Below are 19,342 nucleotides of genomic sequence, written 5' to 3'. Positions count from 1 at the left end.
TGGTACGGGACTTCCAACAGATCAATTACTTGTGAGATTCTATGTATTTAACAACCTCACCAACAGAAGTGATCTTTTCAGCATCTTCGTCGGAAATCTCTAAATCAAACTCATCTTCGAGTTCCATTACGAGTTCAACCACATCCAGGGAGTCAGCGCCCAGGTCTTCTTTGAAAGAAGCTTCCAAAGTAATTTTGGACTCATCTACACCCAGACGATCGACGATGATTTTCTTCACACGCTCCAAAGTATCTGCCATCTTGCTTCACCCCCTCTCCCGTATTATAGTGGATGAGCTTTCAAAAAACCAGTTTTCGTGAAAACGCTCGATTGAGGTTTTCTTCTTACATATACATACCGCCGTCTACATGCAGGGTTTGACCTGTCATGTAGTTCGCTGCATCAGAGGCCAGGAACAGCACCACAGCTGCGATATCATCTGTTTGTCCCAAACGAGCAAGCGGGATTTGGCTAGTCAGTCCTGCTTTTACATCCTCCGGCAGTACAGCGGTCATTTCTGTATCGATAAATCCTGGTGCAACAGCGTTCACCGTGATGTTACGGCTAGCCAGCTCGCGAGCAGCTGTCTTCGTCAAGCCGATGACGCCAGCTTTTGCTGCCACGTAGTTAGCCTGTCCTGCGTTCCCCAAAACACCTACCACAGAAGTGATGTTGATGATTTTGCCTGAACGCTGCTTCATCATCGGGCGGGTCGCTGCCTTTAGGCAGTTGAATACACCCTTCAGATTCGTCGCAATCACATCATCCCACTCGTCTTCTTTCATACGCATGATCAGGTTGTCGCGAGTAATTCCCGCATTGTTCACGAGAATATCGATCGCACCAAAATGATCCAGAGCAGCTTTGAACATGTCGTTGACATCTTCTGTAGAAGAAACGTTCGCGCGAATCATGATGGCATCGCGGCCCATTTCTTTAATAAGCGCAACGGTCTCACTTGCTGCCGCTTCACTACCTGCATAATTGACAACTACATTGGCGCCAGCTTCTGCAAGCTTCAATGCAATTGCACGCCCAATACCACGCGAAGCACCTGTGACGAGTGCTGTTTTTCCTGTTAGCATAGTACCCCTCCGTTCAAAAGCTCAGTAAGCGAATCCATATCCTGTACAGAGATAATCGTTGTATCCGCTGGTGCGATTTTCTTGATCAAACCGGCCAAAACTTTTCCCGGACCGATTTCTACAAAGGTTGTCACTCCTGCTTCAACCATCCATTGTACAGAATCCTCCCACAAAACAGGGGCGGAAACTTGTTGAACCAATTGATCCGCAATCGTTGTAGCCTCAGTCACTGGTCTAGCCGTTACGTTTGCCACTACAGGCACAATCGCTTCTTGTACCGTAACGCCAGCCAAAACTGCTTGCAGTTTATCTGCTGCCAGCTGCATCAGGCTCGAGTGAAACGGACCGCTTACATTCAATGGAAGGACGCGTTTCGCTCCCGCTTCCTTCGCTTTTTCACCGGCCAGCTTCACACCTTCGGCAGAACCAGAGATCACAATTTGCCCTGGGCAGTTCATGTTCGCCAATTGAACAGGATGTCCAGATGCTGTTACTTCTTCGCAAACCGCATGCAGTGCCGAGCGATCCATGTTCAAGACAGCGGCCATTGCACCTTGTCCCGCTGGCACTGCCTCTTCCATGAACTGACCACGAGCTCGCACCGTTTTAACTGCATCTGCAAAGGACAAGGCCCCTGCTGCCACCAAAGCAGAATACTCACCCAAGCTGTGACCCGCTACGAACGCAGGCTTATAGTCAGGCAATTTTTCGTTCAATGCTGCAAAAACAGCGATACTTGCTGTCAAAATAGCTGGCTGTGTGTTTGCTGTCAGCTTCAAGTCCTCTTCTGGTCCTGCAAAACACAGTCCCGACAAGGAAAAGCCGAGTGCTTCATCAGCCTGCTCAAATATGCGACGAGCCGCTTCCGATTGTTCACAGAGCGCTTGCCCCATTCCTACAAATTGTGAACCTTGCCCTGGAAAAACAAAGGCTACTTTACCCATTCCTACTTGCCCCCTTCTGCCGGGGTCGTGCACCACTTCAAGAGCGTCGCTCCCCAAGTCAAACCGCCACCAAACCCAACCAGAATAAGGTTATCGCCTTCTTTTACGCGACCAGCCTTTACTGCTTCATCCAACGCTACTGGAATCGAAGCAGAGGACATGTTTCCATAGCGATCCAGGTTAATCGCTACTTTATCCTCAGATAGACCGAAACGCTGCACGGCAGAGTCAATGATGCGTTTATTTGCTTGATGCGGCACCAACAGGTCGATCTCATCCTTCGATACACCCGCTTTAGTCAAAACAGCTTCTGTTGCTGAATTCATGACGCGGACAGCGAATTTGAAAACTTCTCCGCCTGCCATGTAGAGGTAGTGCAATCCTTGTTCGACAGACTCAGCAGATGCAGGCGTTCTGGAACCACCTGCCGGCTGGCACAAGAGGGAACCGCCTGATCCATCTGCTCCAAGCTCAAAGGACTGGAAGCCGTAGCCCTCAGTCACTTCACCGATAACAGCAGCACCTGCACCATCTCCGAACAGAACACAAGTATTTCGATCTTTGTAATTCGTAATTTTGGACAAGGTCTCAACGCCTACGACCAATACTTTTTTATAAAATCCATTTTCAATAAACTGAGCCGCGGTCGTAATTCCGTACAAAAAGCCCGTGCAAGCCGCGGAAAGATCCATTGCAGCGGCACGTGTAGCACCCAGCTTTTCTTGCAGCAAGCATGCAGTAGACGGGAACGACATGTCAGGCGTTACCGTAGCTACAATGATCATATCCAGCTGTTCCGCGCTGATGTTTGCTTTTTCGAGCGCTTCTTTGGCAGCCTCGTAAGCCAAATCGGAGGAAGCTTGCTCCGGTGAGCTAATGCGGCGTTCTCTGATTCCAGTACGGGAAACAATCCACTCATCAGAGGTTTCCACCATTTTCTCCAGATCAAAGTTTGTCAACACCCGCTCTGGGGTATAAGAGCCTGTAGACAAAATCCCTACTGAACGCTTTCCACTCATCTGCTTCACTCGCTTTCTCCCAAAGTATTTTTCTGTAATGATTGCTGGATAATCTCGTTCACGTCCTGCTGAATAAACCGCGTAGCACTGACGATCGCATTTTTCATCGCGCGTTCATTTGAGGAACCGTGGGCCTTGATCACAGGGGATTTCAATCCCAGCAGTGGAGCACCACCGTATTCCGCATAATCCATTTTCTTTTTGAAGCGAACCAATCCCGGTTTCAAAATGGCCGCTCCTACCTTATTAATTAGGCTGGAGGTAAACTCCTGTTTCAACTGCGAAAAGATTGTGGAGGCAGCACCCTCTACGGCCTTTAACAAAACGTTTCCGACAAAACCGTCGCATACGAGCACATCACATGCTCCTTGCATAACATCGCGCGCTTCCACATTTCCTACAAAGTTCAAGTCAGCTTCTTGTAAGAGAGGAAAAACAGCTTTCGTCAGCTCGTTACCTTTTCCCTCTTCCGTTCCGACGTTGAGCAAGCCGACTGTCGGACGCTCGAAGCCCAACACTTTTTCAGCATACAGGCTACCCATCAGCGCGTATTGTACGAGCTGATGCGGCTTGGCATCCATATTGGCACCGACGTCCAGCGTCAATGTTACCCGGCCTTTTGTATTTGGGATATAGGCACAAAGCGCAGGCCGCTCGATTCCATCCATGCGACCTGCGTATAACAAGCCTGCTGTCATTAATGCTCCCGTATTTCCTGCTGAGATCATCGCGTCCACTTTTTTCTCGCGCGCCATCTCAACAGCTACGACCAACGAAGAATTTTTCTTACGACGAACAGCTCGAACCGGTTCATCATCTGGCAAAATCACTTCCGCTGTTGGAACGATTTCGATGTTTGCCGGCAGATCTTGCGGCAAATGGTTCCGAATAGCCTGTTCATCTCCCACCAATACAACTGTAATGGCCGGGTTTTCCTTGACGGCAGCTAGCGCCCCTAATACAGTACTCTTCGGTGCGTGATCGCCGCCCATCGCATCCACTGCAATTCGCAACCGTGATTCCTCCTTACTCCTCATCCATGCTGTTATTGTAGCGCGACATTTCAACTACACGGAAGGTGGCGGTAAAGACTAATTCGCCTTGGACCTTCGTCTCTACACGCACCTTGCATTCGTCGCCGTTACGGCTTCTTACCAATGCTTTGGCAACCAGTTTCTCCCCTGCTCGTACAGGACGGACAAAGCGGATTCGTGCCGTTGCTGTCAACGCTACCTCTGCGTTGATTACTGCTACTGCCAATGAGTTGGCCTGAGCAAATATATAATGCCCTCTGGCAATTTGTGTTTTCGAAAAAACGTGCTCTTCTTTAATTTCCAATATGGAAATGGCCTGTGAATCGAGCTGTAGATCAATAATTTCACCGATGATTTCATCGATGCCCAATGATTTTACAGGATCAAGACTTTTCTCTGCGACTGTCTTGATACGTTCACGCAGCTCCGGTATGCCTAATTCCAGTCGGTCTAAACGTATGGTTTGAATACTGACGTGAAATAACTCAGCCAGATCTTCGTCCGTCGCAAATGGGTTATCCGCCAGATACTGCACCAAGCGGGACTGGCGATCTTTTTTTGGCAAGCGGGCGATGCTGAACACCCCCTTAAGCAGGATTCAGTTCTACTATGTATGATTGCGATCTGTTTTTAATACCTGGTACCAAAACACAGTATAAGGGAGAAAATGTGGAATTACAAGTATCGATCGCGAAATTAGGTAACCTTCCTTAACGGTAAATGAGCCGAATGATCTCCTCAATTCCCGGTTCTTTCATCTGGATGTCCAAAGGCTCACCCCAGCCCGCCACTTCGGCAAGGATTCTCGGAGAAGAGATTTTTCCTTTGTCGAAGTAAATCGAAAGCACATTCTCTGATAGCTCCATCCGCTCGATCCCCTCTAGCTCGTAAAGCTTTTCAGGTGGTTGTCGAAATTCGATTCGAATGAGGCTTGGCAGCCCTATCTGGTGTCGCAAATCGGCCAAGCTCGTATCCATCATCTTTTTGCCATGATTGATTACAATGATCCGGTTGCAGAGTTGCTCAATATCGTCCATATCATGAGTCGTCAATAGAATGGTCTTCTTCTGGGACTGATTCACTTCTTTCAAAAAGGCTCTGATGCGCGTTTTCGCGACCACATCCAACCCAATCGTAGGCTCGTCCAAAAACAGGACAGGCGGATCATGCAGCAAAGCCGCCGCTAAATCAGCTCTCATCCTCTGACCTAATGACAACTTGCGCACTGGCGTATCGAGGAATTCATGCAGATCCAGCAGTTCCTGATACGCCTCCATCGATCGCCGATATGCTTTATCGTCAACCTTGTACATCGCTTGCAAAATTTCGAAGGAATCTCTGACTGGCAGATCCCACCACAGCTGTGTTCGCTGCCCGAATACCACACCGATTTGTGAGGCTACTTGAATTCTTTCCCGCTGCGGACTATAGCCGCCTATTCGTATTTCCCCATGACTGGGATGAAGAATTCCGGCGAGCATTTTAATTGTCGTCGATTTCCCCGCACCATTCGGCCCGATATATCCCACGAACTCGCCTCTGTCTATGGAAAAGGAGATATCGTGGACGGCTTTGACTTCCCTTCGCTCACGAGAAAAGAGTGTACGTAGAGAAGCAAAACTCCCCTCTTTCGCTTTTGTCAGGAAAAATGATTTTTCGATGTGCTTTGCTTCAATCATGTTACCCCTCCTTAGCTCCCTGTACTGTGGTAGTGTCGAATCCCGACATTCCACAGCATACGAGAGAAATAAAAAGCATTCGCTGCGGCCACAGGAGTTAGTAACGGATAGAACCATTCGCCCCCTTTGCCCAACAGCGTCAACATCGGCAAATAATTCATATACGCAATCGGAAGCGCTGAGAAGAACAGCCATTTGAGCCAGTTTGGATATAGCCCGATCGGGTAATTGGAAGCATTGGCTGGCGCATAAATGGTAAAGGTCAGCATGTCTTTCATCTGTTGCGTCCAAAAGGCAACTCCAGCCGTAGCCAGTCCAATCGAAAAATAAATCACTCCGCCAGACAAAATGGCAATCGGTGAGAATAGCACCAACCCCACGATCGATTTTCCTTCCGCCGCAAGACCCGACAAGGAGATGACCAAAACAGACACCCCTTGCACCAACCCTCCCACTCTCGACAAATCAAGATTGCGTGTCATTAACAAGAGCAAAGGTGAAACGGGACGGATGAGCAATTGATCAAGCTCCCCATGTACGATGTACTTCTCGAAGTCGTTGATTTCCGGGGCGAACAGTCGATACAAGGAGACAGATGCAGAGGAAATCCCGTAAAGCATCCCAACCTCGTAAATATTCCACCCGACCACATCATTAAATCGGTACAAAATCGCAGATAGAATAATAAAATCAAGCACCATAATCATTCCGGTCGTGGCAGCACTCGTGACAAAATTCATCTTGTACTGCATTTGCGAGCGAATGCTAGCCGCGATCAGTTTGCGATAGAGGGCAAACATGCGGTTATCCTCCTTGAATTTCTAGCTTTCTTCTTGCCATGCTCGTCACCAACAAAGCAACTGCTGTTAAAACGAGCGCCCAGCCGGCCTGAACAAGCATGCCATTTGGAGGTGCCAGTTCTAGCAAGGTCATGACTGGATAAAAAATCATCGCAGAAAAAGGCAAATAAGGTGCGACCTTTCCAATAAGCCCTGGCATCAAATCCAGCGGGATCATTTGTCCGCCCAACCCAAAAATCAAAGACAAAAGGATTAGGTGTACCCAGCGAATTTCTGTGGTCCAGAAGGAGGAAATGCCCGCGAGATAAAAGAGCAGCATCCCTACGTAAGTTCCAAGCAGTAGCGAGAGGATAAACCAAAAGTACGTGAGCGGATTGGAGGGAAAAAAGAAGCCTACCGCTAATCCAAGCAGCAAGCCAATCGGAACACTTCGATAAAAAGCGTTGTAAGCAAGTCTTCCAAACTCCTGACTGAGCATGTACCAGAGATAATGAACAGGCTTGATCATATCCAAGCTGACAGCCCCGCTTCTTACTCCTATTTGCACATTGAGACCCGGGGACATAAATGTTGTCATCCAGAGAACGCTTTGGCAAATCGCGATGTAATACCCCATCGTCTTGACATCGTATGGACCGTATACTTGTTTTCCAGAAAGGACACCTGTCCAAATGGCAATAAAAACAAGCCCAAAAATCGAGCTTGCGACATTGTTGATGACATGCGATAAACGATACTGAAGATTTCGATGATAGCTCTTGCGAATAATCCGCCAATAGACCATAGAACCCTCCTCTTGGAAAAGTCAGGATTAATAGAATAGCAGGGACCGTATACGAATGCAAGAAAAAAAGAAAGAGCCCTTTCCATTGGAAGGACTCTCTTTCGATAAATCCATTTGCTGTCACGCTGGTCACCCATTCACGCCAGCCAAACGAAACTTATCCTCTTGTTTATGGATCAATAGCTTCATGTGGAAGCTACAATCACCTCTACATCGTTGGCGTACAAAGCCTCAGCCATTTCCTTTTCAGGCAGCTTATCGGTCACGATAATATCGATTTGGTCAAAACCGGCAACGCGATACAGCATGCTTTTTCCGAACTTGGTATGGTCGGTGAGTATGATCACTTGATCAGCGCGCTTAATCATTTCTTTGATTAGGAAGCCGTGATCTTCCTGCGTGGACATGAGCCCCTCCTGGGTAATACCGCATGCACCAACCAGCACTTTATCTACATGAAAATCAGCGAGGTTTTGAATCACGCGTGTACCAAGCACGCATTGATCCTCTGCATGTACGTCTCCGCCCAAAAGTTTGACAAGAACCCCTTCTTTTCGGGACATACTGGCGGCAGTAGCTAATGAATTCGTGATAATGACATGATCCCGGGTCTGCAAGGATTCCACCGTGAGTTGAACGGTTGTGGACGCGTCGAGCAGCAAATAATCACCATCTTTGATCAAACGAGCTGCCGCTGCTGCAATACTGCGCTTTCCTGTCAAATCAAGCTGCATTCGTTCCTGATGGGAGTAGTTCTTTTTGTTGAGGCTGGGCAATACTGCTCCTCCCCTAGTCCGCAGGATTTCTCCCTGTTCCTCCAGCTTGACGATATCCCGCCTCGCTGTGTCACGGGAAACCCCAAACTGCTCAACTACCTCTTGCACACTGATTCGCTGGTGCTTCTGTAAATACGCAAGAATTGCAGCCAGCCTCTCCTCTTGAAACACGAAGCCTCAACCCCATCCTTATCTCGACTTCAGTATAAGTGATTTAAGTAAAAGTTGCAAGTAATATTAAGTATTCATAAGTAATCATAAGCAATTTAAACAAACAAAAAAAGCAAGGCGATTTCTCACCTTGCTTTCTTAGCAGCGAATATTACTTCGCTACTTTCACGCCTTTGTAGTGACCGCAGCTTGGGCAAACACGATGCGCACGCTTGTATTCGCTGCAATTATCGCATTTGATCATGCCTGGAATCTCTAATTTGAAGTGCGTACGACGCATTCTTTTACGGGTTTTGGAAGTTCTCCGTTGAGGTACTGCCATCTTCCTTACACCTCCTTCAACTGACAAATGCTAAGAAGCTCTATTGGGTGGATAGTATAGGCAAAATGCTTATGCCATCCTTCAAAAATGAGACGCTGCCACAAATGGTCGGCGAATCATCTTGAATACAGTAAGAATACTTATTTGCTGTCTTTGAAAAAGTCAGCCAACCCAGCCAATCGCGGGTCAACACGCTCATTCTTGCAGCTGCATGCCACTTCATTACGGTTCACACCGCAAGTCGGGCATAGACCTTTACAATCCTCCTCGCAAAGCGGGAAGGTCGGCATTGCCAGTAAGAAATCCTCTTGCAGCAGCGAGTTCAGCTCGATTTCATCACCTTCCAGGGGAAGGATATCACTGTCCTCGTCATCTTGCAGGATCGGATCATCTGCAAGCGCAAATGTCTCAGAGAAATCTACTGTTGCCTGATCGGTAAAAGGATTCAAGCATCTCGCGCAGACAAAATTCACATTTGCCTTCATGCTTCCTTTTACGTAAAAGAGATTGCCCAGCTGTACAGCTTCACCACTCGCAGTCACAGGAGTAATCCCGCGAATCTCATGATGGCGCTTCTTCAGCTCATCTTCATCCAGAGTTACCTGGAATGGCAACGGCTCTCCTTTTCGGTGCTCTAACTCTGCTAACTTAATGTTCATAGCATTTCACCTCATGCACAACAAAGATGATTATAGACCCTGCCCAAAGCTTTGTCAACCATTTTTGCTTGACAGCTAGTTTGCTCAGGTAGATTTCGGTTTTTGTCCATTCAAGTACGTAATCGCTTCATCTACCGTCTTGACCGGAACAACTTTCATTAAAGTTCCAATCCGCTTGGCAGTCGCTAACGCCTCCTCGTAATTGGAGTTTGTATCTGGCGTATCCTGCGGAGCAAAGAAGATCTCTGCGCCCGCTTTGTCTGCAGCGATTACCTTTTGATTAATGCCACCGATCCTGCCTACTTTTCCGTCCAACGAAATCGTGCCTGTTCCTGCAATTTTATAGCCTTTTGTTAAATCCGTCTCCGTATTTAACTGGTCATAAATCTCCAGCGTCATCATTAAACCAGCAGAAGGACCGCCGATCCCTTGGGAGGCAATAGTTACTTCTTTTGGAATGATGATTTCCTGTTTATTGTCAGGGCGTACACCAATTCCAACTGACTTGGATTCAGGTAGTGGTTCCAAGGTTAACATCGTTTTGGCCTCTTGTCCATCTCTTGTGTACGTAATTTCGACTTGATCGCCTGCTTTTTTTGTAGAGAGGGCTGTCAGCAAATCTTTTGCCTCAGACGTGCGAACCCCGTCTACATACGTAATGACATCACCGATTTGCAATGCTTTATAGGCGGGGAACCCTTCCAAGGTACCCATCACCCACACACCTTGCTTCTCGATTTTCACTTCGAAGCCGGCAAGACGGAATGCGACTGCCTCCGCAATTTTTTGTGAATTGTCCATGATCGCTTGTTCTCGACGGATAAAATCCTCGCTGTCCTCGCCCTTGCTGACAACCAGTTCTTTAGGCATCAACTCAACATCCTGAGTCATTTTCGCATACCAATACCACGGCAAATTTGCTTCGCCCATTCGGACCGTCGTGAGCATGAAGGAGCCGGTCTCGTCTTTCTTGCCTCCTTCCACTTTAATCATCGGACCCAGCTCAATCGCTGAACCTGGACGACTTACGTAATAATTCGTCGGTACAAAAAAAGAAATACCCAACAAGACAAAAACCAAGGCAAGTATCCAGCTAAAGCCTCTGGTTCCTGTAGATCTGCGTCTATTGGCATAAAGCTGATCCTCACTCATTCTTGTGCCTCCCAATTTGCAATTAGGTCCTGAATGCGTTCGATATGTTCAGTACCCGCACGTTCGCCTAGCTCGATAATTTCTTCGACACCCGTGTACGCGATACTGCTATAGTGTCCAACATCCGGCCTGATTACGATGTCTGCCGCAATGATTTGATGTCGCAGAATTTCCCTTTCCATCACATCAATCGTCTGGGCGATGACATCAAAAATACTTTTGACCTCCATCCGCGTATCGAATTGGGCGACATCTACCGCAATAACGATATCAGCACCCATTTCACGCAGCACCGTCACGGGCACACGATCAATGACTCCTCCGTCGACTAAAAGCCGCCCCCCTACTTTTTCAGGTACGAAGATACCTGGAATGGATATGCTTGCCCGCACTGCTTGATCAATCGGACCTTCCCGAAATACGACTCGCTCACCTGATTCGATATCCGTCGCCACAATGGCAAGCGGCTTGTTCAGCTCTTCCAAGCGTTTTCCGTGCGTTAACAGGCGAATCAATTGCTTGATCTTTTCTCCTGTAACAAAGCCCATGCTGGGTACGGTCAAATCGAGCCAATGCTTGCGTTTTAAATTAAGGGCAAGCTTTCCCATCATGTGCGGTTCAATTCCGTTGGCATAGACGGCCCCAATCAGACTGCCCATACTGGAGCCAGCCAGCATGTCAATCTGGATACCATGTGCTTCTAGCGCATTCAATACACCAATATGCGCAAAACCGCGAGCGCCCCCAGAACCCAGGGCTACACCCACGATTGGTTTACGCTTTGTCTGCATGGAAAAACCCCTCCCTGTAACCAGCCTATGTGGTAAATCGCTATTCCTTTCACACTTGGGAGATATTCGTTGACCAAGCTTACGCATAGTTCTCCCGCCTGCCACGTAGACATGTACTACTACTTTTCTTCGATTCAGGAGGAATCCATGTCACGCCACTCACCCGTACTTACTCTGTTGCTTGCCCTCTCGACAGTTTCCATTGTTATTTCGTTGGTTGCTTACTCGCAGATTTCTTTTGAAGCTGCCGTACGCGGTCTGAAAATATGGTGGGAGGTGGTTTTCCCCTCTACCCTTCCCTTTATTGTGCTGTCTGAGGTGTTAATGGGTCTGGGCGTCGTTCATTTTGTCGGCGTGTTACTGGAGCCATTAATGCGTCCATTGTTTAACGTTCCGGGCACCGGTGGATTCGTACTGGCTATGGGCTTCTCGTCCGGCTATCCGGTAGCCGCAAAGCTGACAACACGCCTGCGTCTACAAGGCAATGTGACGAAGGCGGAGGGTGAACGTCTCGTCTCTTTTACAACGACGGGAGACCCCTTATTCGTCATGGGAGCGGTGGCAATCGGCTTTTTCCACAGTGAGCAAATGGGCATCATTCTAGCCCTGACTCATTATTTGTCAGCTGTTCTCATGGGCGTGATCTATCGTTTTCATGCGCCATTTGCCATTACTACCACTCCATTGGAGAAAAATTCACTGCCTCTTCCTATCCGCGCCTTGCAAGCGATGCATCGGGCACGTGTCCGCGATGGACGTCCGTTCGGAAAATTAATGGGAGAAGCCGTGCAATCCGCTCTGAATACATTGCTCATGATCGGTGGCTTCATCATCGTTTTTTCGGTATTAATCCAACTATTCTCCACGATTCATCTGACACAAATCATCAGTACGCTTCTCTCGATTATTCTCGGTCCCTTTGGTTTTCCACCAGCCTTTTCCCAAGCAATCGTCGCTGGTTTGTTCGAAGTAACCCTCGGCGCACAAGCAGCGAGCATGGTGCCGGATGGTGTTTCCTTGGTCTGGAAAGCGGCCATTGCCAGCGCTATCTTGTCCTGGGGCGGTTTGAGTGTTCACGCACAGGTCGCGAGTATCTTGAGTGAAACGGATATTCGTGTCGCTCCCTACCTGATTGCCAGATCGCTTCATGCTTTGCTAGCTGCAATTTTGACCTTTGTCTTTTGGGGTCCACTTGCCACAGTCAGCTCCTGGTTTGTGGAGAAAGCAGTCCCTGTATTTGTGCATGCGAAATCTGAGATCCCGGAGACAAGTTGGTGGGAGACTCTGCTACTATCAGGAGGAATAGCGATTGGCGTCGGTGCAATTCTTTTATGTACCAGCCTGACTCTTCGTCACATGAACCGTAGCAAGACGCGATAATTACTCGTTCAGTTTTCGCTTTAGTGCCTCTTCTACGATTGGCGGCACCAAATCGGCGACACTCGCCTTGTATTTCGCAACTTCCTTCACAATACTTGAACTCAAATACGAATATTGATTGTTCGTCATCATGAAAAACGTTTCGATATTTTCGTCGAGCTTTTTATTAATGGAGGCGACTTGCATCTCATATTCAAAATCAGAAACAGCACGAAGGCCACGAATGATCACCTGTGCGCCCTTTTTGTTCATATAGTCAATCAACAAGCCGTCAAAAGAGTCTATTTCTACATTTTTCATGTCAGCCGTTGCCTGACGAAGCAATTCGACGCGCTCGTCTACGCTGAACAATGAGTTTTTCTTTGAATTGATCAAGACAGCGACAATGACCTTATCAAAAACGTTGGCACCCCGCGCAATAATGTCGAGATGCCCATAGGTAACAGGGTCGAAGCTTCCTGAACATACAGCGATTGCCATAGCGGGTTATCCTCCCTTAGTGCTCTTTTGTCCCTTACTATGAAAGTTAAGCTTGTGGCTCCAAATCGTAATAATAAACGGTAACGGCTGTATCACCATACTTAGCCGCTCGATCCTTCACACAATGACCAATTGAATCCGGAAATGAGTCTGCGATATCGTGCTCAGCCACGATCCATGCCCCGTCCGCCAACATTCCCAGCTCCTGCAACAACTCAATTTCTTCGACAATTTTTTGTTGGGCGTACGGCGGGTCCAAGAAGATGAGATCAAATTTTTGACTGCGTGTACTCAGTGTGCGTATGGCGCGATCCGCATCCATCCGATATAGCTCTGCATAATCGTCCAGCCTACAAGTGCTGACGTTTTGTTTTACTACAGCAAATGCTTTGTGATCTCGCTCTACAAAAACAGCTCGATCCGCTCCCCTGCTCAATGCCTCGATCCCAAGGCCACCTGTTCCTGCGTATAGGTCCAATGCCCACCCACCATCGAAATACGGGCCAATCATATTAAAAATTGATTCTTTGACTTTATCGGTTGTCGGTCTGGTTCCTTTGCCCGGAACTGCTGCCAACCGTCTTCCTCTGTGTTCTCCAGCGATGACTCGCATACTCATTTCACCTGTCTGCTTTCCTTTATGTATGTTGTAAGAGGTTGTTCAAAAAGTCGTCTTTTGATCACGTAGCAGTCCCGCAAGCTTATTCAACATCGAAAGAGGCGTTCAGCTTCAAAGTCCAGTGCTCATGTAGGTTCCCTACACTCCGCGCCTCCTTCTTCAGCTTCTCACCACTTTCTCAGTGCTGAAAAGACGACTTTTTGAACGCGTACCGTTAGACGCGATTTTTCTACGACCGAGAATGATATCATACTAACACAACTACATAAACCCGTAAAATTAGCAACTGGAAAATTTTATGGACAAAACAGGTATACAACCCATTTCGATTGGAAAAGATGTTGAATAGCGACGCAACGGTGTCGCTGACAACCGCGGAGAAGACTTACGTTTCCCCATAAGCTCTTCCTCCGGTTTCTCCTCTCCCATAATTGAAAGGCTGTTCACTTTGGCGCACGACGTGTCTGATAGGAGCATTTCGTGCCATCGCTCCCTTCATCGGGAGGAGTTGAACGGCTGCCCCTCGTCATTTGGCGATGGGGTATTTTTTTGTGTGCAGCGCATACTACATGTACCTGCAACAACCTCTACATGTAGTTTGCCTGAAAGGAGTGAGTCGTTCATGGCAGAAAAACAACCGTCTGCACAAAAGCTGAAGGCGTCCAAAGCCCAGTCCCTTGCGGACCGCACTGGCAAAGACGTGGAGCTGGCGCGAGACATGCAATCGCGCGCAGATCAATCGGACATCGTCAAACATGGACAGTAACTGCTCATGAAGCTAGCCGCATCGACTCGGCTGGCTTTTTACTTTTCCACCTTCATTTCCCTCGGCACTTCTTCTACGCGAATACAGATACTATACAAAAATAGCTGTGAAGGAGGTATCCGAATGCATACGGTGTGGAAGGGCTCGATCAGTTTCGGCCTCGTCAATATACCTGTTCGCATGTTTACCGCAACGGAAGAGCGCGATATCCGCTTTCGCCAACTGCATAAAGAGTGTCATACCCCGATCAAGTACACGAAAATGTGTCCCCACTGCCAGCGCGAAGTCGATACGAGCGAAATCGTCCGTGGCTTCGAATACGAAAAAGGACATTTTGTCATGGTCGACGATGATGATCTGGAAGCCATTACGCCAGAAACGCGCAGAGCCATTGAAATTATCGACTTCGTAGACTTGTCGGAGATTGATCCGGTTTATTTTCATAAAAGCTATTTCTTATCACCCCAGGACACGGGAGAAAAAGCATACGCCTTGCTGCGCTCCGCCATGGAACAGACAGGCAAGATCGGTGTTGCACAGGTAACGATGCGCAATCGGCAAAGCTTGGCAGTGATCCGACTGTACGAACATTGCATCATGCTGGAGACGATCTTCTATCCAGATGAGGTACGTCCGGTCAGTCAAGTGCCTGCCTTGCCAGAAGCCACTATAGCCTTGGCCGAAAACGAACTGAAGATGGCTACTGAGCTCATTAGCAATATGACGATCTCATTTGACCCCGCAAAGTATACGGATGAATATCGATCTGACCTGCAAAAACTGATTGAGAAAAAACTGGAGGGTCAGGAGATCGCAACTGCACCTACTGTGGCAAGAACCAACGTAATCGATCTCATGCAAGCCCTAAAAGAAAGCTTGGAGTCTACAGCTGGTCAAGCCGCAGTGCCCATCAAAATCGAGCCTGAACCCACTCCGTCAAAGCCTGCGCGAAAACGCACCACAGCAGCCTCCGCGTCCGAAAAAGAGAAAAAGCAGCCTGCATCCAGTCAAAAAAACACTGCGACCACGTCTACAACCAAAACATTGCGCAAAAAGAAGACTACCACTGTTTAATCTACACGCAAAAAAACCTGCCCACTCTGGACAGGTTTTTTGGTATTCGCATCAGGACACCTAGCTTGGTGCCATCTTTCTGCATGGTTCAATATGGATATGAACGGCGTTTATTCGGTGAATCTTGCGCATCTGTTCTTCAATTTTCTCAGTGATTGTGTGGCTCTCCACCACATTCAGACCTGGATCTACATGGATCACAACATCAACCAGTACGCTGCTTCCATGGTAGCGGGCTTTGATGTCACTGATATCCTTTACTCCTGAAATCGAGGAAATCGTAGCTCGCAGGTCCGCAAGCTCGCTCTCGTCAAAACCATCTGTCAAGCGGTGGGTTGCCTCCCTGAAAATATCCCAAGCAGTCTTTAAGATGATGAGACCAACAACAAAAGCAGCCAAAGGATCAAGCCAATACAATTGAAATTGTGCACCTGCTACCCCGATAAACGTCCCTATACTGACGAATGCGTCTGAACGGTTGTCAGCAGCCGCTGCATCCAGTGCTTGGCTATTTGTTTTGATGGCGAGCTTTTTATTGTAGCGATAGACGAAAAGCATAATGACTGCAGTCGCAAGTGCTGTCCACCCTGCCAACAGGTCAGGAGCGGCATGATGTGAGTCAAACAAGGATGGTACGGCACTCGTAACGACTTGAACTCCGACAAATAGCATAATAAATGATGCGACAAGTGCTGAAATCGTCTCCGCCCGAAAATGACCATACGGGTGATCTTTATCAGGTGGTTTCCTTGCAATACGCAGCCCGATCAAAACAGCAATCGATGCGACGACATCCGTTGAGTTGTTAAGACCGTCGGCCATTAAAGCTTCTGACGCAGTGACATACGCAACTCCTATTTTTAATACAGAGCAGAATATGTAGGCGAAAATACTCACCCACGCTCCACGTTCTCCTTGTTTTAGATCCGAATAGACATCCATACCTCATCACCTCAAAAATACTTCTCTACCCTGCTTCGACAACTCGGAAAATCAAAGCGCTGGAAGCAGTTGCTTTTTTTCGAACTTCATCGTAACAGATAGGATTCATGTGGGTCTACAGAAACAGTTTTAGTCCGATTCACGAGAATAGGGGGGAGGAAAATGTGTTGCACAGCCGCAATTTTTCATTGGAAAATTTTCCTTGAAATTAGCTGGACTTCCCGTTATCCTAATCTTGCAATCAAAAATAAAACAGCACGGGAGCTTGGAAATCACCAGGCTGAGAGGATGGTACGTGCCATCGACCGTTGAACCTGAACTGGGTAATGCCAGCGGAGGAATGTCATATACGACACGAAAAGATGCGTGTATCTTTAGGATACCTGTTTCTTCTCTACTCTCGCGTTGGCGTCGCATGTTGAATATGCGGCGCTTTTTCGCGGGTAGTTTCTTTCGCCTCCCTAAACGGTTCTCGCTTTCGTGCAACCAAAACAAGGAGGTTTTTCTTATGTCATTGGTGTCATCTTTTCCAGGCAGTCACAAAGTATACGAAACAGGTAGCCGTGCGGACATCCGCGTCCCGATGCGCGAGATTTCCCTTCATCCTACCGAAGGATTGTTCGGCTCCACACCCAATCCTCCTATTCGCGTGTACGATACGAGTGGCGAGTATACCGCAACGGGTTACGTCCCTGACATTCAAGCAGGACTGCCCTCCATCCGCCACAAGTGGATCGATGAGCGAAATGATTTGGAAACGTACGTCGGTCGCGAGCCGCAACTAGTCGACGACGGCATCAGAAACGAAGAAAAGGCTACCACCCTCCCCACTTTCCCTCGAGAGGGCTACAAACCAAAGCGGGCAAAGCCAGGGAAAATTGTTACCCAGCTTCATTATGCCCGAAAAAATATCATCACACCGGAAATGGAATACGTTGCCATTCGCGAGGGTGTCTCTCCTGAATTTGTACGGGCAGAAATCGCCGCTGGACGTGCGATCCTCCCTTCTAACGTCAATCATCCTGAAAGCGAACCGATGATCATTGGCCGCAACTTTCATGTCAAAATTAATGCCAACATCGGAACGTCAGCTGTCAGCTCTTCGATGGAAGAAGAGGTCGAAAAAATGATTTGGTCGGTCCGTTGGGGTGCTGACACCATTATGGACCTCTCGACGGGAAAACATATACACACCACGCGGGAGTGGATTATCCGTAATAGTCCCGTCCCAGTAGGAACCGTCCCCATTTACCAAGCACTCGAAAAAGTAAATGGGAAAGCAGAGGATTTGACATGGGAAGTATACCGAGACACCTTGATTGAGCAAGCGGAACAAGGCGTCGATTACTTTACCATTCACGCTGGCGTTCTATTGCGCTACATCCCCATGACAGCTACCCGTGTTACCGGTATCGTCTCTCGCGGCGGATCGATTTTGGCTGCATGGTGCCTGGCCCATCATGAGGAAAACTTTTTGTATACGCATTTCGCTGAAATTTGCGAAATTCTGAAGGCCTATGACATTTGCGTCTCTCTCGGAGATGGGCTACGTCCTGGCTCCATCGCGGATGCGAATGATGAGGCGCAGTTCGCCGAGCTTGAGACATTGGGGGAACTCACAAAAATTGCGTGGGAACACGACGTACAAGTCATGATTGAAGGCCCTGGTCACGTCCCGATGCATCTCATTCGCGAAAATATGGATAAACAGTTATCCATTTGCCACGAGGCGCCTTTTTACACACTTGGGCCGCTCACGACAGACATCGCCCCCGGCTATGATCACATTACTTCAGCAATTGGCGCCGCTATGATTGGGTGGTTCGGAACAGCCATGCTCTGCTATGTAACGCCCAAGGAGCACCTCGGCTTACCCAATAAAGAGGATGTCCGCAACGGTCTCATCGCATACAAAATCGCAGCGCATGCCGCTGATCTCGCGAAGGGACATCCGCGGGCGAAGCAGCGAGACGACGCCTTATCCAAAGCTCGCTTTGATTTTCGCTGGAACGACCAATTCAATTTGTCTCTGGACCCAGAGCGCGCCCGCGAATATCACGACGAAACATTGCCAGCTGAAGCAGCCAAATCCGCTCATTTTTGTTCCATGTGCGGTCCTAAATTTTGCAGCATGAAAATATCGCACGACATTCGTCATATCGCCTATGAACAAGGGACTGCCCAAGATCCCGCCATTCTTGCAGGTATGCAGGAAAAATCGCGTGAGTTCCGCGAACAAGGTAGTCGTTTGTACCAGTCGTAATGGAGGAGGATGCATATGGAGGAAGCCAGTCGTTTACGTGAAAAGATCATTCGACTAGAAGCCGAGCTAGAGCAATCCAAACAACAATTGCGGCTGATTCAACAGGACTGCAACCACGTCTATATCGAAACACCACTCGCGCGAACATGCTCCAAGTGCCTGCAAACCGAAAGTCTCTATTATTAATAGAAAAAGGTCGAAATCCTTTTGGAGGATCTCGACCTTTTTTCTTTCTTATTTCGTCATTCCAACTTGCAACGGAAGTCCTTCTTTATAATAGAGAGTGGGCGATAGCAGGATGAAGAAAATATGGACATGCAGAAAGCCCTGCTTCTTCAAAATGCCGTGTATGGCGCTCGCAATCGCGTCATGTTGCTTTGGTTCACGGGGAAACATCATGATCTCTACTGACAGAGGACTGTTCGTCAGTTGCTCTACAGAAAGCAGCTCCAATTTCACTTTTTCCTGAGCTACCTCAGCAATTTTAGAAAACTCTTCTATAAGAATCTGAGAAATGGGCTCTATGTCTTGCTTCGCAAAGCCTTTAAACCGAAGAAACGGCAAGTCAATTCCTTCTTTCGTAAATGAGTTCGCACAGTCAT

23 protein-coding genes and 1 riboswitch are annotated in these 19,342 nt (G+C 48.0%); of the genes, 5 read left to right on the top strand and 18 right to left on the bottom strand.

Translation table 11 applies throughout. From position 1 onward, the window contains the following. Positions 1-25 precede the first annotated feature (25 nt). The 14 genes from acpP to C7R93_RS11025 form a co-directional block, all read right to left on the bottom strand. A complete protein-coding gene (gene acpP, locus C7R93_RS11090; protein WP_005834336.1) occupies positions 26-259 on the bottom strand; it encodes an acyl carrier protein in 234 nt (77 codons plus the stop codon). Positions 260-344: 85 nt separating this feature from the next. Next, positions 345-1,085 carry a 3-oxoacyl-[acyl-carrier-protein] reductase gene (gene fabG / locus C7R93_RS11085; RefSeq protein ID WP_106838855.1) on the bottom strand — a complete coding sequence of 247 codons (741 nt, stop codon included), beginning with the start codon at positions 1,083-1,085 and terminating at the stop codon, positions 345-347. Next, positions 1,079-2,029, bottom strand: a complete 951-nt coding sequence (gene fabD / locus C7R93_RS11080) for an ACP S-malonyltransferase (protein ID WP_106838854.1) — start codon at positions 2,027-2,029, stop codon at positions 1,079-1,081. Before fabD ends, fabG begins: the two co-directional genes overlap by 7 nt. A gap of 2 nt (positions 2,030-2,031) precedes the next feature. After that, complete coding sequence (locus C7R93_RS11075) at positions 2,032-3,048, bottom strand: beta-ketoacyl-ACP synthase III (protein WP_106838887.1); 1,017 nt, start codon at positions 3,046-3,048, stop codon at positions 2,032-2,034. Positions 3,049-3,053: 5 nt separating this feature from the next. Further along, positions 3,054-4,061 (bottom strand): phosphate acyltransferase PlsX, encoded by a 1,008-nt coding sequence (gene plsX, locus C7R93_RS11070; RefSeq protein WP_106838853.1) that lies wholly within the window; start codon positions 4,059-4,061, stop codon positions 3,054-3,056. A gap of 13 nt (positions 4,062-4,074) precedes the next feature. After that, on the bottom strand, positions 4,075-4,665 hold the full coding sequence (fapR, locus tag C7R93_RS11065) for a transcription factor FapR (RefSeq protein WP_106838852.1): 591 nt from the start codon (positions 4,663-4,665) through the stop codon (positions 4,075-4,077). Positions 4,666-4,792: 127 nt separating this feature from the next. Beyond that, on the bottom strand, positions 4,793-5,761 hold the full coding sequence (locus C7R93_RS11060) for an ABC transporter ATP-binding protein (RefSeq protein WP_106838851.1): 969 nt from the start codon (positions 5,759-5,761) through the stop codon (positions 4,793-4,795). A gap of 11 nt (positions 5,762-5,772) precedes the next feature. Then, positions 5,773-6,561, bottom strand: a complete 789-nt coding sequence (locus tag C7R93_RS11055; RefSeq protein WP_106838850.1) for an ABC transporter permease — start codon at positions 6,559-6,561, stop codon at positions 5,773-5,775. A 4-nt stretch (positions 6,562-6,565) separates the two neighbouring features. Beyond that, positions 6,566-7,345: an ABC transporter permease gene (locus tag C7R93_RS11050; RefSeq protein WP_106838849.1), complete on the bottom strand. Its 780-nt coding sequence runs from the start codon at positions 7,343-7,345 to the stop codon at positions 6,566-6,568. A 185-nt stretch (positions 7,346-7,530) separates the two neighbouring features. Continuing rightward, positions 7,531-8,292 carry a DeoR/GlpR family DNA-binding transcription regulator gene (locus tag C7R93_RS11045; protein ID WP_106838848.1) on the bottom strand — a complete coding sequence of 254 codons (762 nt, stop codon included), beginning with the start codon at positions 8,290-8,292 and terminating at the stop codon, positions 7,531-7,533. 151 nt (positions 8,293-8,443) lie between these two features. Next, positions 8,444-8,614, bottom strand: a complete 171-nt coding sequence (gene rpmF / locus C7R93_RS11040) for a 50S ribosomal protein L32 (RefSeq protein WP_106838847.1) — start codon at positions 8,612-8,614, stop codon at positions 8,444-8,446. Between the two features lie 140 nt (positions 8,615-8,754). Continuing rightward, on the bottom strand, positions 8,755-9,273 hold the full coding sequence (locus tag C7R93_RS11035) for a YceD family protein (protein WP_106838846.1): 519 nt from the start codon (positions 9,271-9,273) through the stop codon (positions 8,755-8,757). An 84-nt stretch (positions 9,274-9,357) separates the two neighbouring features. Further along, positions 9,358-10,425 (bottom strand): SepM family pheromone-processing serine protease, encoded by a 1,068-nt coding sequence (locus C7R93_RS11030; protein ID WP_106838845.1) that lies wholly within the window; start codon positions 10,423-10,425, stop codon positions 9,358-9,360. Then, positions 10,422-11,216 (bottom strand): patatin-like phospholipase family protein, encoded by a 795-nt coding sequence (locus tag C7R93_RS11025; RefSeq protein WP_106838844.1) that lies wholly within the window; start codon positions 11,214-11,216, stop codon positions 10,422-10,424. The genes C7R93_RS11030 and C7R93_RS11025 overlap by 4 nt, the downstream gene beginning before the upstream one ends. A gap of 147 nt (positions 11,217-11,363) precedes the next feature. Between C7R93_RS11025 and ylbJ the strand changes: the two genes are divergently transcribed. After that, positions 11,364-12,596: a sporulation integral membrane protein YlbJ gene (gene ylbJ, locus C7R93_RS11020; RefSeq protein WP_106838843.1), complete on the top strand. Its 1,233-nt coding sequence runs from the start codon at positions 11,364-11,366 to the stop codon at positions 12,594-12,596. Here the strand turns inward: ylbJ and coaD are convergent, their stop codons facing one another. Together coaD and rsmD are read right to left on the bottom strand one after the other, a co-directional pair. Further along, positions 12,597-13,076, bottom strand: a complete 480-nt coding sequence (gene coaD, locus C7R93_RS11015) for a pantetheine-phosphate adenylyltransferase (RefSeq protein ID WP_106838842.1) — start codon at positions 13,074-13,076, stop codon at positions 12,597-12,599. It lies immediately after the preceding gene. Positions 13,077-13,122: 46 nt separating this feature from the next. Further along, complete coding sequence (gene rsmD / locus C7R93_RS11010) at positions 13,123-13,689, bottom strand: 16S rRNA (guanine(966)-N(2))-methyltransferase RsmD (protein ID WP_106838841.1); 567 nt, start codon at positions 13,687-13,689, stop codon at positions 13,123-13,125. A gap of 628 nt (positions 13,690-14,317) precedes the next feature. Here rsmD and C7R93_RS30255 point away from each other — a divergent pair. Both C7R93_RS30255 and ku read left to right on the top strand, forming a co-directional pair. Next, entirely contained in the window at positions 14,318-14,461 is a 144-nt protein-coding gene (locus C7R93_RS30255) for a hypothetical protein (protein ID WP_167402455.1), read from the top strand. Between the two features lie 123 nt (positions 14,462-14,584). Next, positions 14,585-15,535, top strand: a complete 951-nt coding sequence (gene ku, locus C7R93_RS11000; protein WP_106838839.1) for a non-homologous end joining protein Ku — start codon at positions 14,585-14,587, stop codon at positions 15,533-15,535. Between the two features lie 60 nt (positions 15,536-15,595). Here the strand turns inward: ku and C7R93_RS10995 are convergent, their stop codons facing one another. After that, positions 15,596-16,477 carry a cation diffusion facilitator family transporter gene (locus C7R93_RS10995; protein ID WP_106838838.1) on the bottom strand — a complete coding sequence of 294 codons (882 nt, stop codon included), beginning with the start codon at positions 16,475-16,477 and terminating at the stop codon, positions 15,596-15,598. A 247-nt stretch (positions 16,478-16,724) separates the two neighbouring features. Then, a riboswitch (TPP riboswitch) is annotated at positions 16,725-16,836 on the top strand. Positions 16,837-16,985: 149 nt separating this feature from the next. Here C7R93_RS10995 and thiC point away from each other — a divergent pair. Both thiC and C7R93_RS30250 read left to right on the top strand, forming a co-directional pair. Next, a complete protein-coding gene (thiC, locus tag C7R93_RS10990) occupies positions 16,986-18,740 on the top strand; it encodes a phosphomethylpyrimidine synthase ThiC (RefSeq protein ID WP_106838837.1) in 1,755 nt (584 codons plus the stop codon). Positions 18,741-18,755: 15 nt separating this feature from the next. Then, positions 18,756-18,926 (top strand): hypothetical protein, encoded by a 171-nt coding sequence (locus C7R93_RS30250; RefSeq protein WP_167402454.1) that lies wholly within the window; start codon positions 18,756-18,758, stop codon positions 18,924-18,926. 48 nt (positions 18,927-18,974) lie between these two features. On the opposite strand, the gene C7R93_RS10985 is transcribed toward C7R93_RS30250, so the two are convergent. Beyond that, positions 18,975-19,304 (bottom strand): DUF1904 family protein, encoded by a 330-nt coding sequence (locus tag C7R93_RS10985; RefSeq protein ID WP_106838836.1) that lies wholly within the window; start codon positions 19,302-19,304, stop codon positions 18,975-18,977. Positions 19,305-19,342: the final 38 nt, after the last annotated feature.

Source organism: Brevibacillus fortis (assembly GCF_003013395.1).
GTDB classification, from domain to species: Bacteria; Bacillota; Bacilli; order Brevibacillales; family Brevibacillaceae; genus Brevibacillus; species Brevibacillus fortis.
The sequence above is the reverse complement of the archived record's forward strand: the minus strand, read 5'-3'. Positions and strand labels throughout refer to the sequence as shown.

Excerpts from the sequence above, each read along its gene's own strand:
- C7R93_RS30250 (WP_167402454.1), top strand. The coding sequence starts at position 18,756 with ATGGAGGAAGCCAGTCGTTTACGTGAAAAGATCATTCGACTAGAAGCC.
- fabG (WP_106838855.1), bottom strand. The coding sequence starts at position 1,085 with ATGCTAACAGGAAAAACAGCACTCGTCACAGGTGCTTCGCGTGGTATT.
- coaD (WP_106838842.1), bottom strand. The coding sequence starts at position 13,076 with ATGGCAATCGCTGTATGTTCAGGAAGCTTCGACCCTGTTACCTATGGG.
- C7R93_RS11060 (WP_106838851.1), bottom strand. The coding sequence starts at position 5,761 with ATGATTGAAGCAAAGCACATCGAAAAATCATTTTTCCTGACAAAAGCG.
- ylbJ (WP_106838843.1), top strand. The coding sequence starts at position 11,364 with ATGTCACGCCACTCACCCGTACTTACTCTGTTGCTTGCCCTCTCGACA.
- rsmD (WP_106838841.1), bottom strand. The coding sequence starts at position 13,689 with ATGCGAGTCATCGCTGGAGAACACAGAGGAAGACGGTTGGCAGCAGTT.
- C7R93_RS11050 (WP_106838849.1), bottom strand. The coding sequence starts at position 7,345 with ATGGTCTATTGGCGGATTATTCGCAAGAGCTATCATCGAAATCTTCAG.
- C7R93_RS11055 (WP_106838850.1), bottom strand. The coding sequence starts at position 6,561 with ATGTTTGCCCTCTATCGCAAACTGATCGCGGCTAGCATTCGCTCGCAA.
- C7R93_RS11035 (WP_106838846.1), bottom strand. The coding sequence starts at position 9,273 with ATGAACATTAAGTTAGCAGAGTTAGAGCACCGAAAAGGAGAGCCGTTG.
- fabD (WP_106838854.1), bottom strand. The coding sequence starts at position 2,029 with ATGGGTAAAGTAGCCTTTGTTTTTCCAGGGCAAGGTTCACAATTTGTA.
- rpmF (WP_106838847.1), bottom strand. The coding sequence starts at position 8,614 with ATGGCAGTACCTCAACGGAGAACTTCCAAAACCCGTAAAAGAATGCGT.
- acpP (WP_005834336.1), bottom strand. The coding sequence starts at position 259 with ATGGCAGATACTTTGGAGCGTGTGAAGAAAATCATCGTCGATCGTCTG.
- C7R93_RS30255 (WP_167402455.1), top strand. The coding sequence starts at position 14,318 with ATGGCAGAAAAACAACCGTCTGCACAAAAGCTGAAGGCGTCCAAAGCC.
- ku (WP_106838839.1), top strand. The coding sequence starts at position 14,585 with ATGCATACGGTGTGGAAGGGCTCGATCAGTTTCGGCCTCGTCAATATA.
- C7R93_RS11030 (WP_106838845.1), bottom strand. The coding sequence starts at position 10,425 with ATGAGTGAGGATCAGCTTTATGCCAATAGACGCAGATCTACAGGAACC.
- C7R93_RS11025 (WP_106838844.1), bottom strand. The coding sequence starts at position 11,216 with ATGCAGACAAAGCGTAAACCAATCGTGGGTGTAGCCCTGGGTTCTGGG.
- C7R93_RS10995 (WP_106838838.1), bottom strand. The coding sequence starts at position 16,477 with ATGGATGTCTATTCGGATCTAAAACAAGGAGAACGTGGAGCGTGGGTG.
- thiC (WP_106838837.1), top strand. The coding sequence starts at position 16,986 with ATGTCATTGGTGTCATCTTTTCCAGGCAGTCACAAAGTATACGAAACA.
- C7R93_RS11075 (WP_106838887.1), bottom strand. The coding sequence starts at position 3,048 with ATGAGTGGAAAGCGTTCAGTAGGGATTTTGTCTACAGGCTCTTATACC.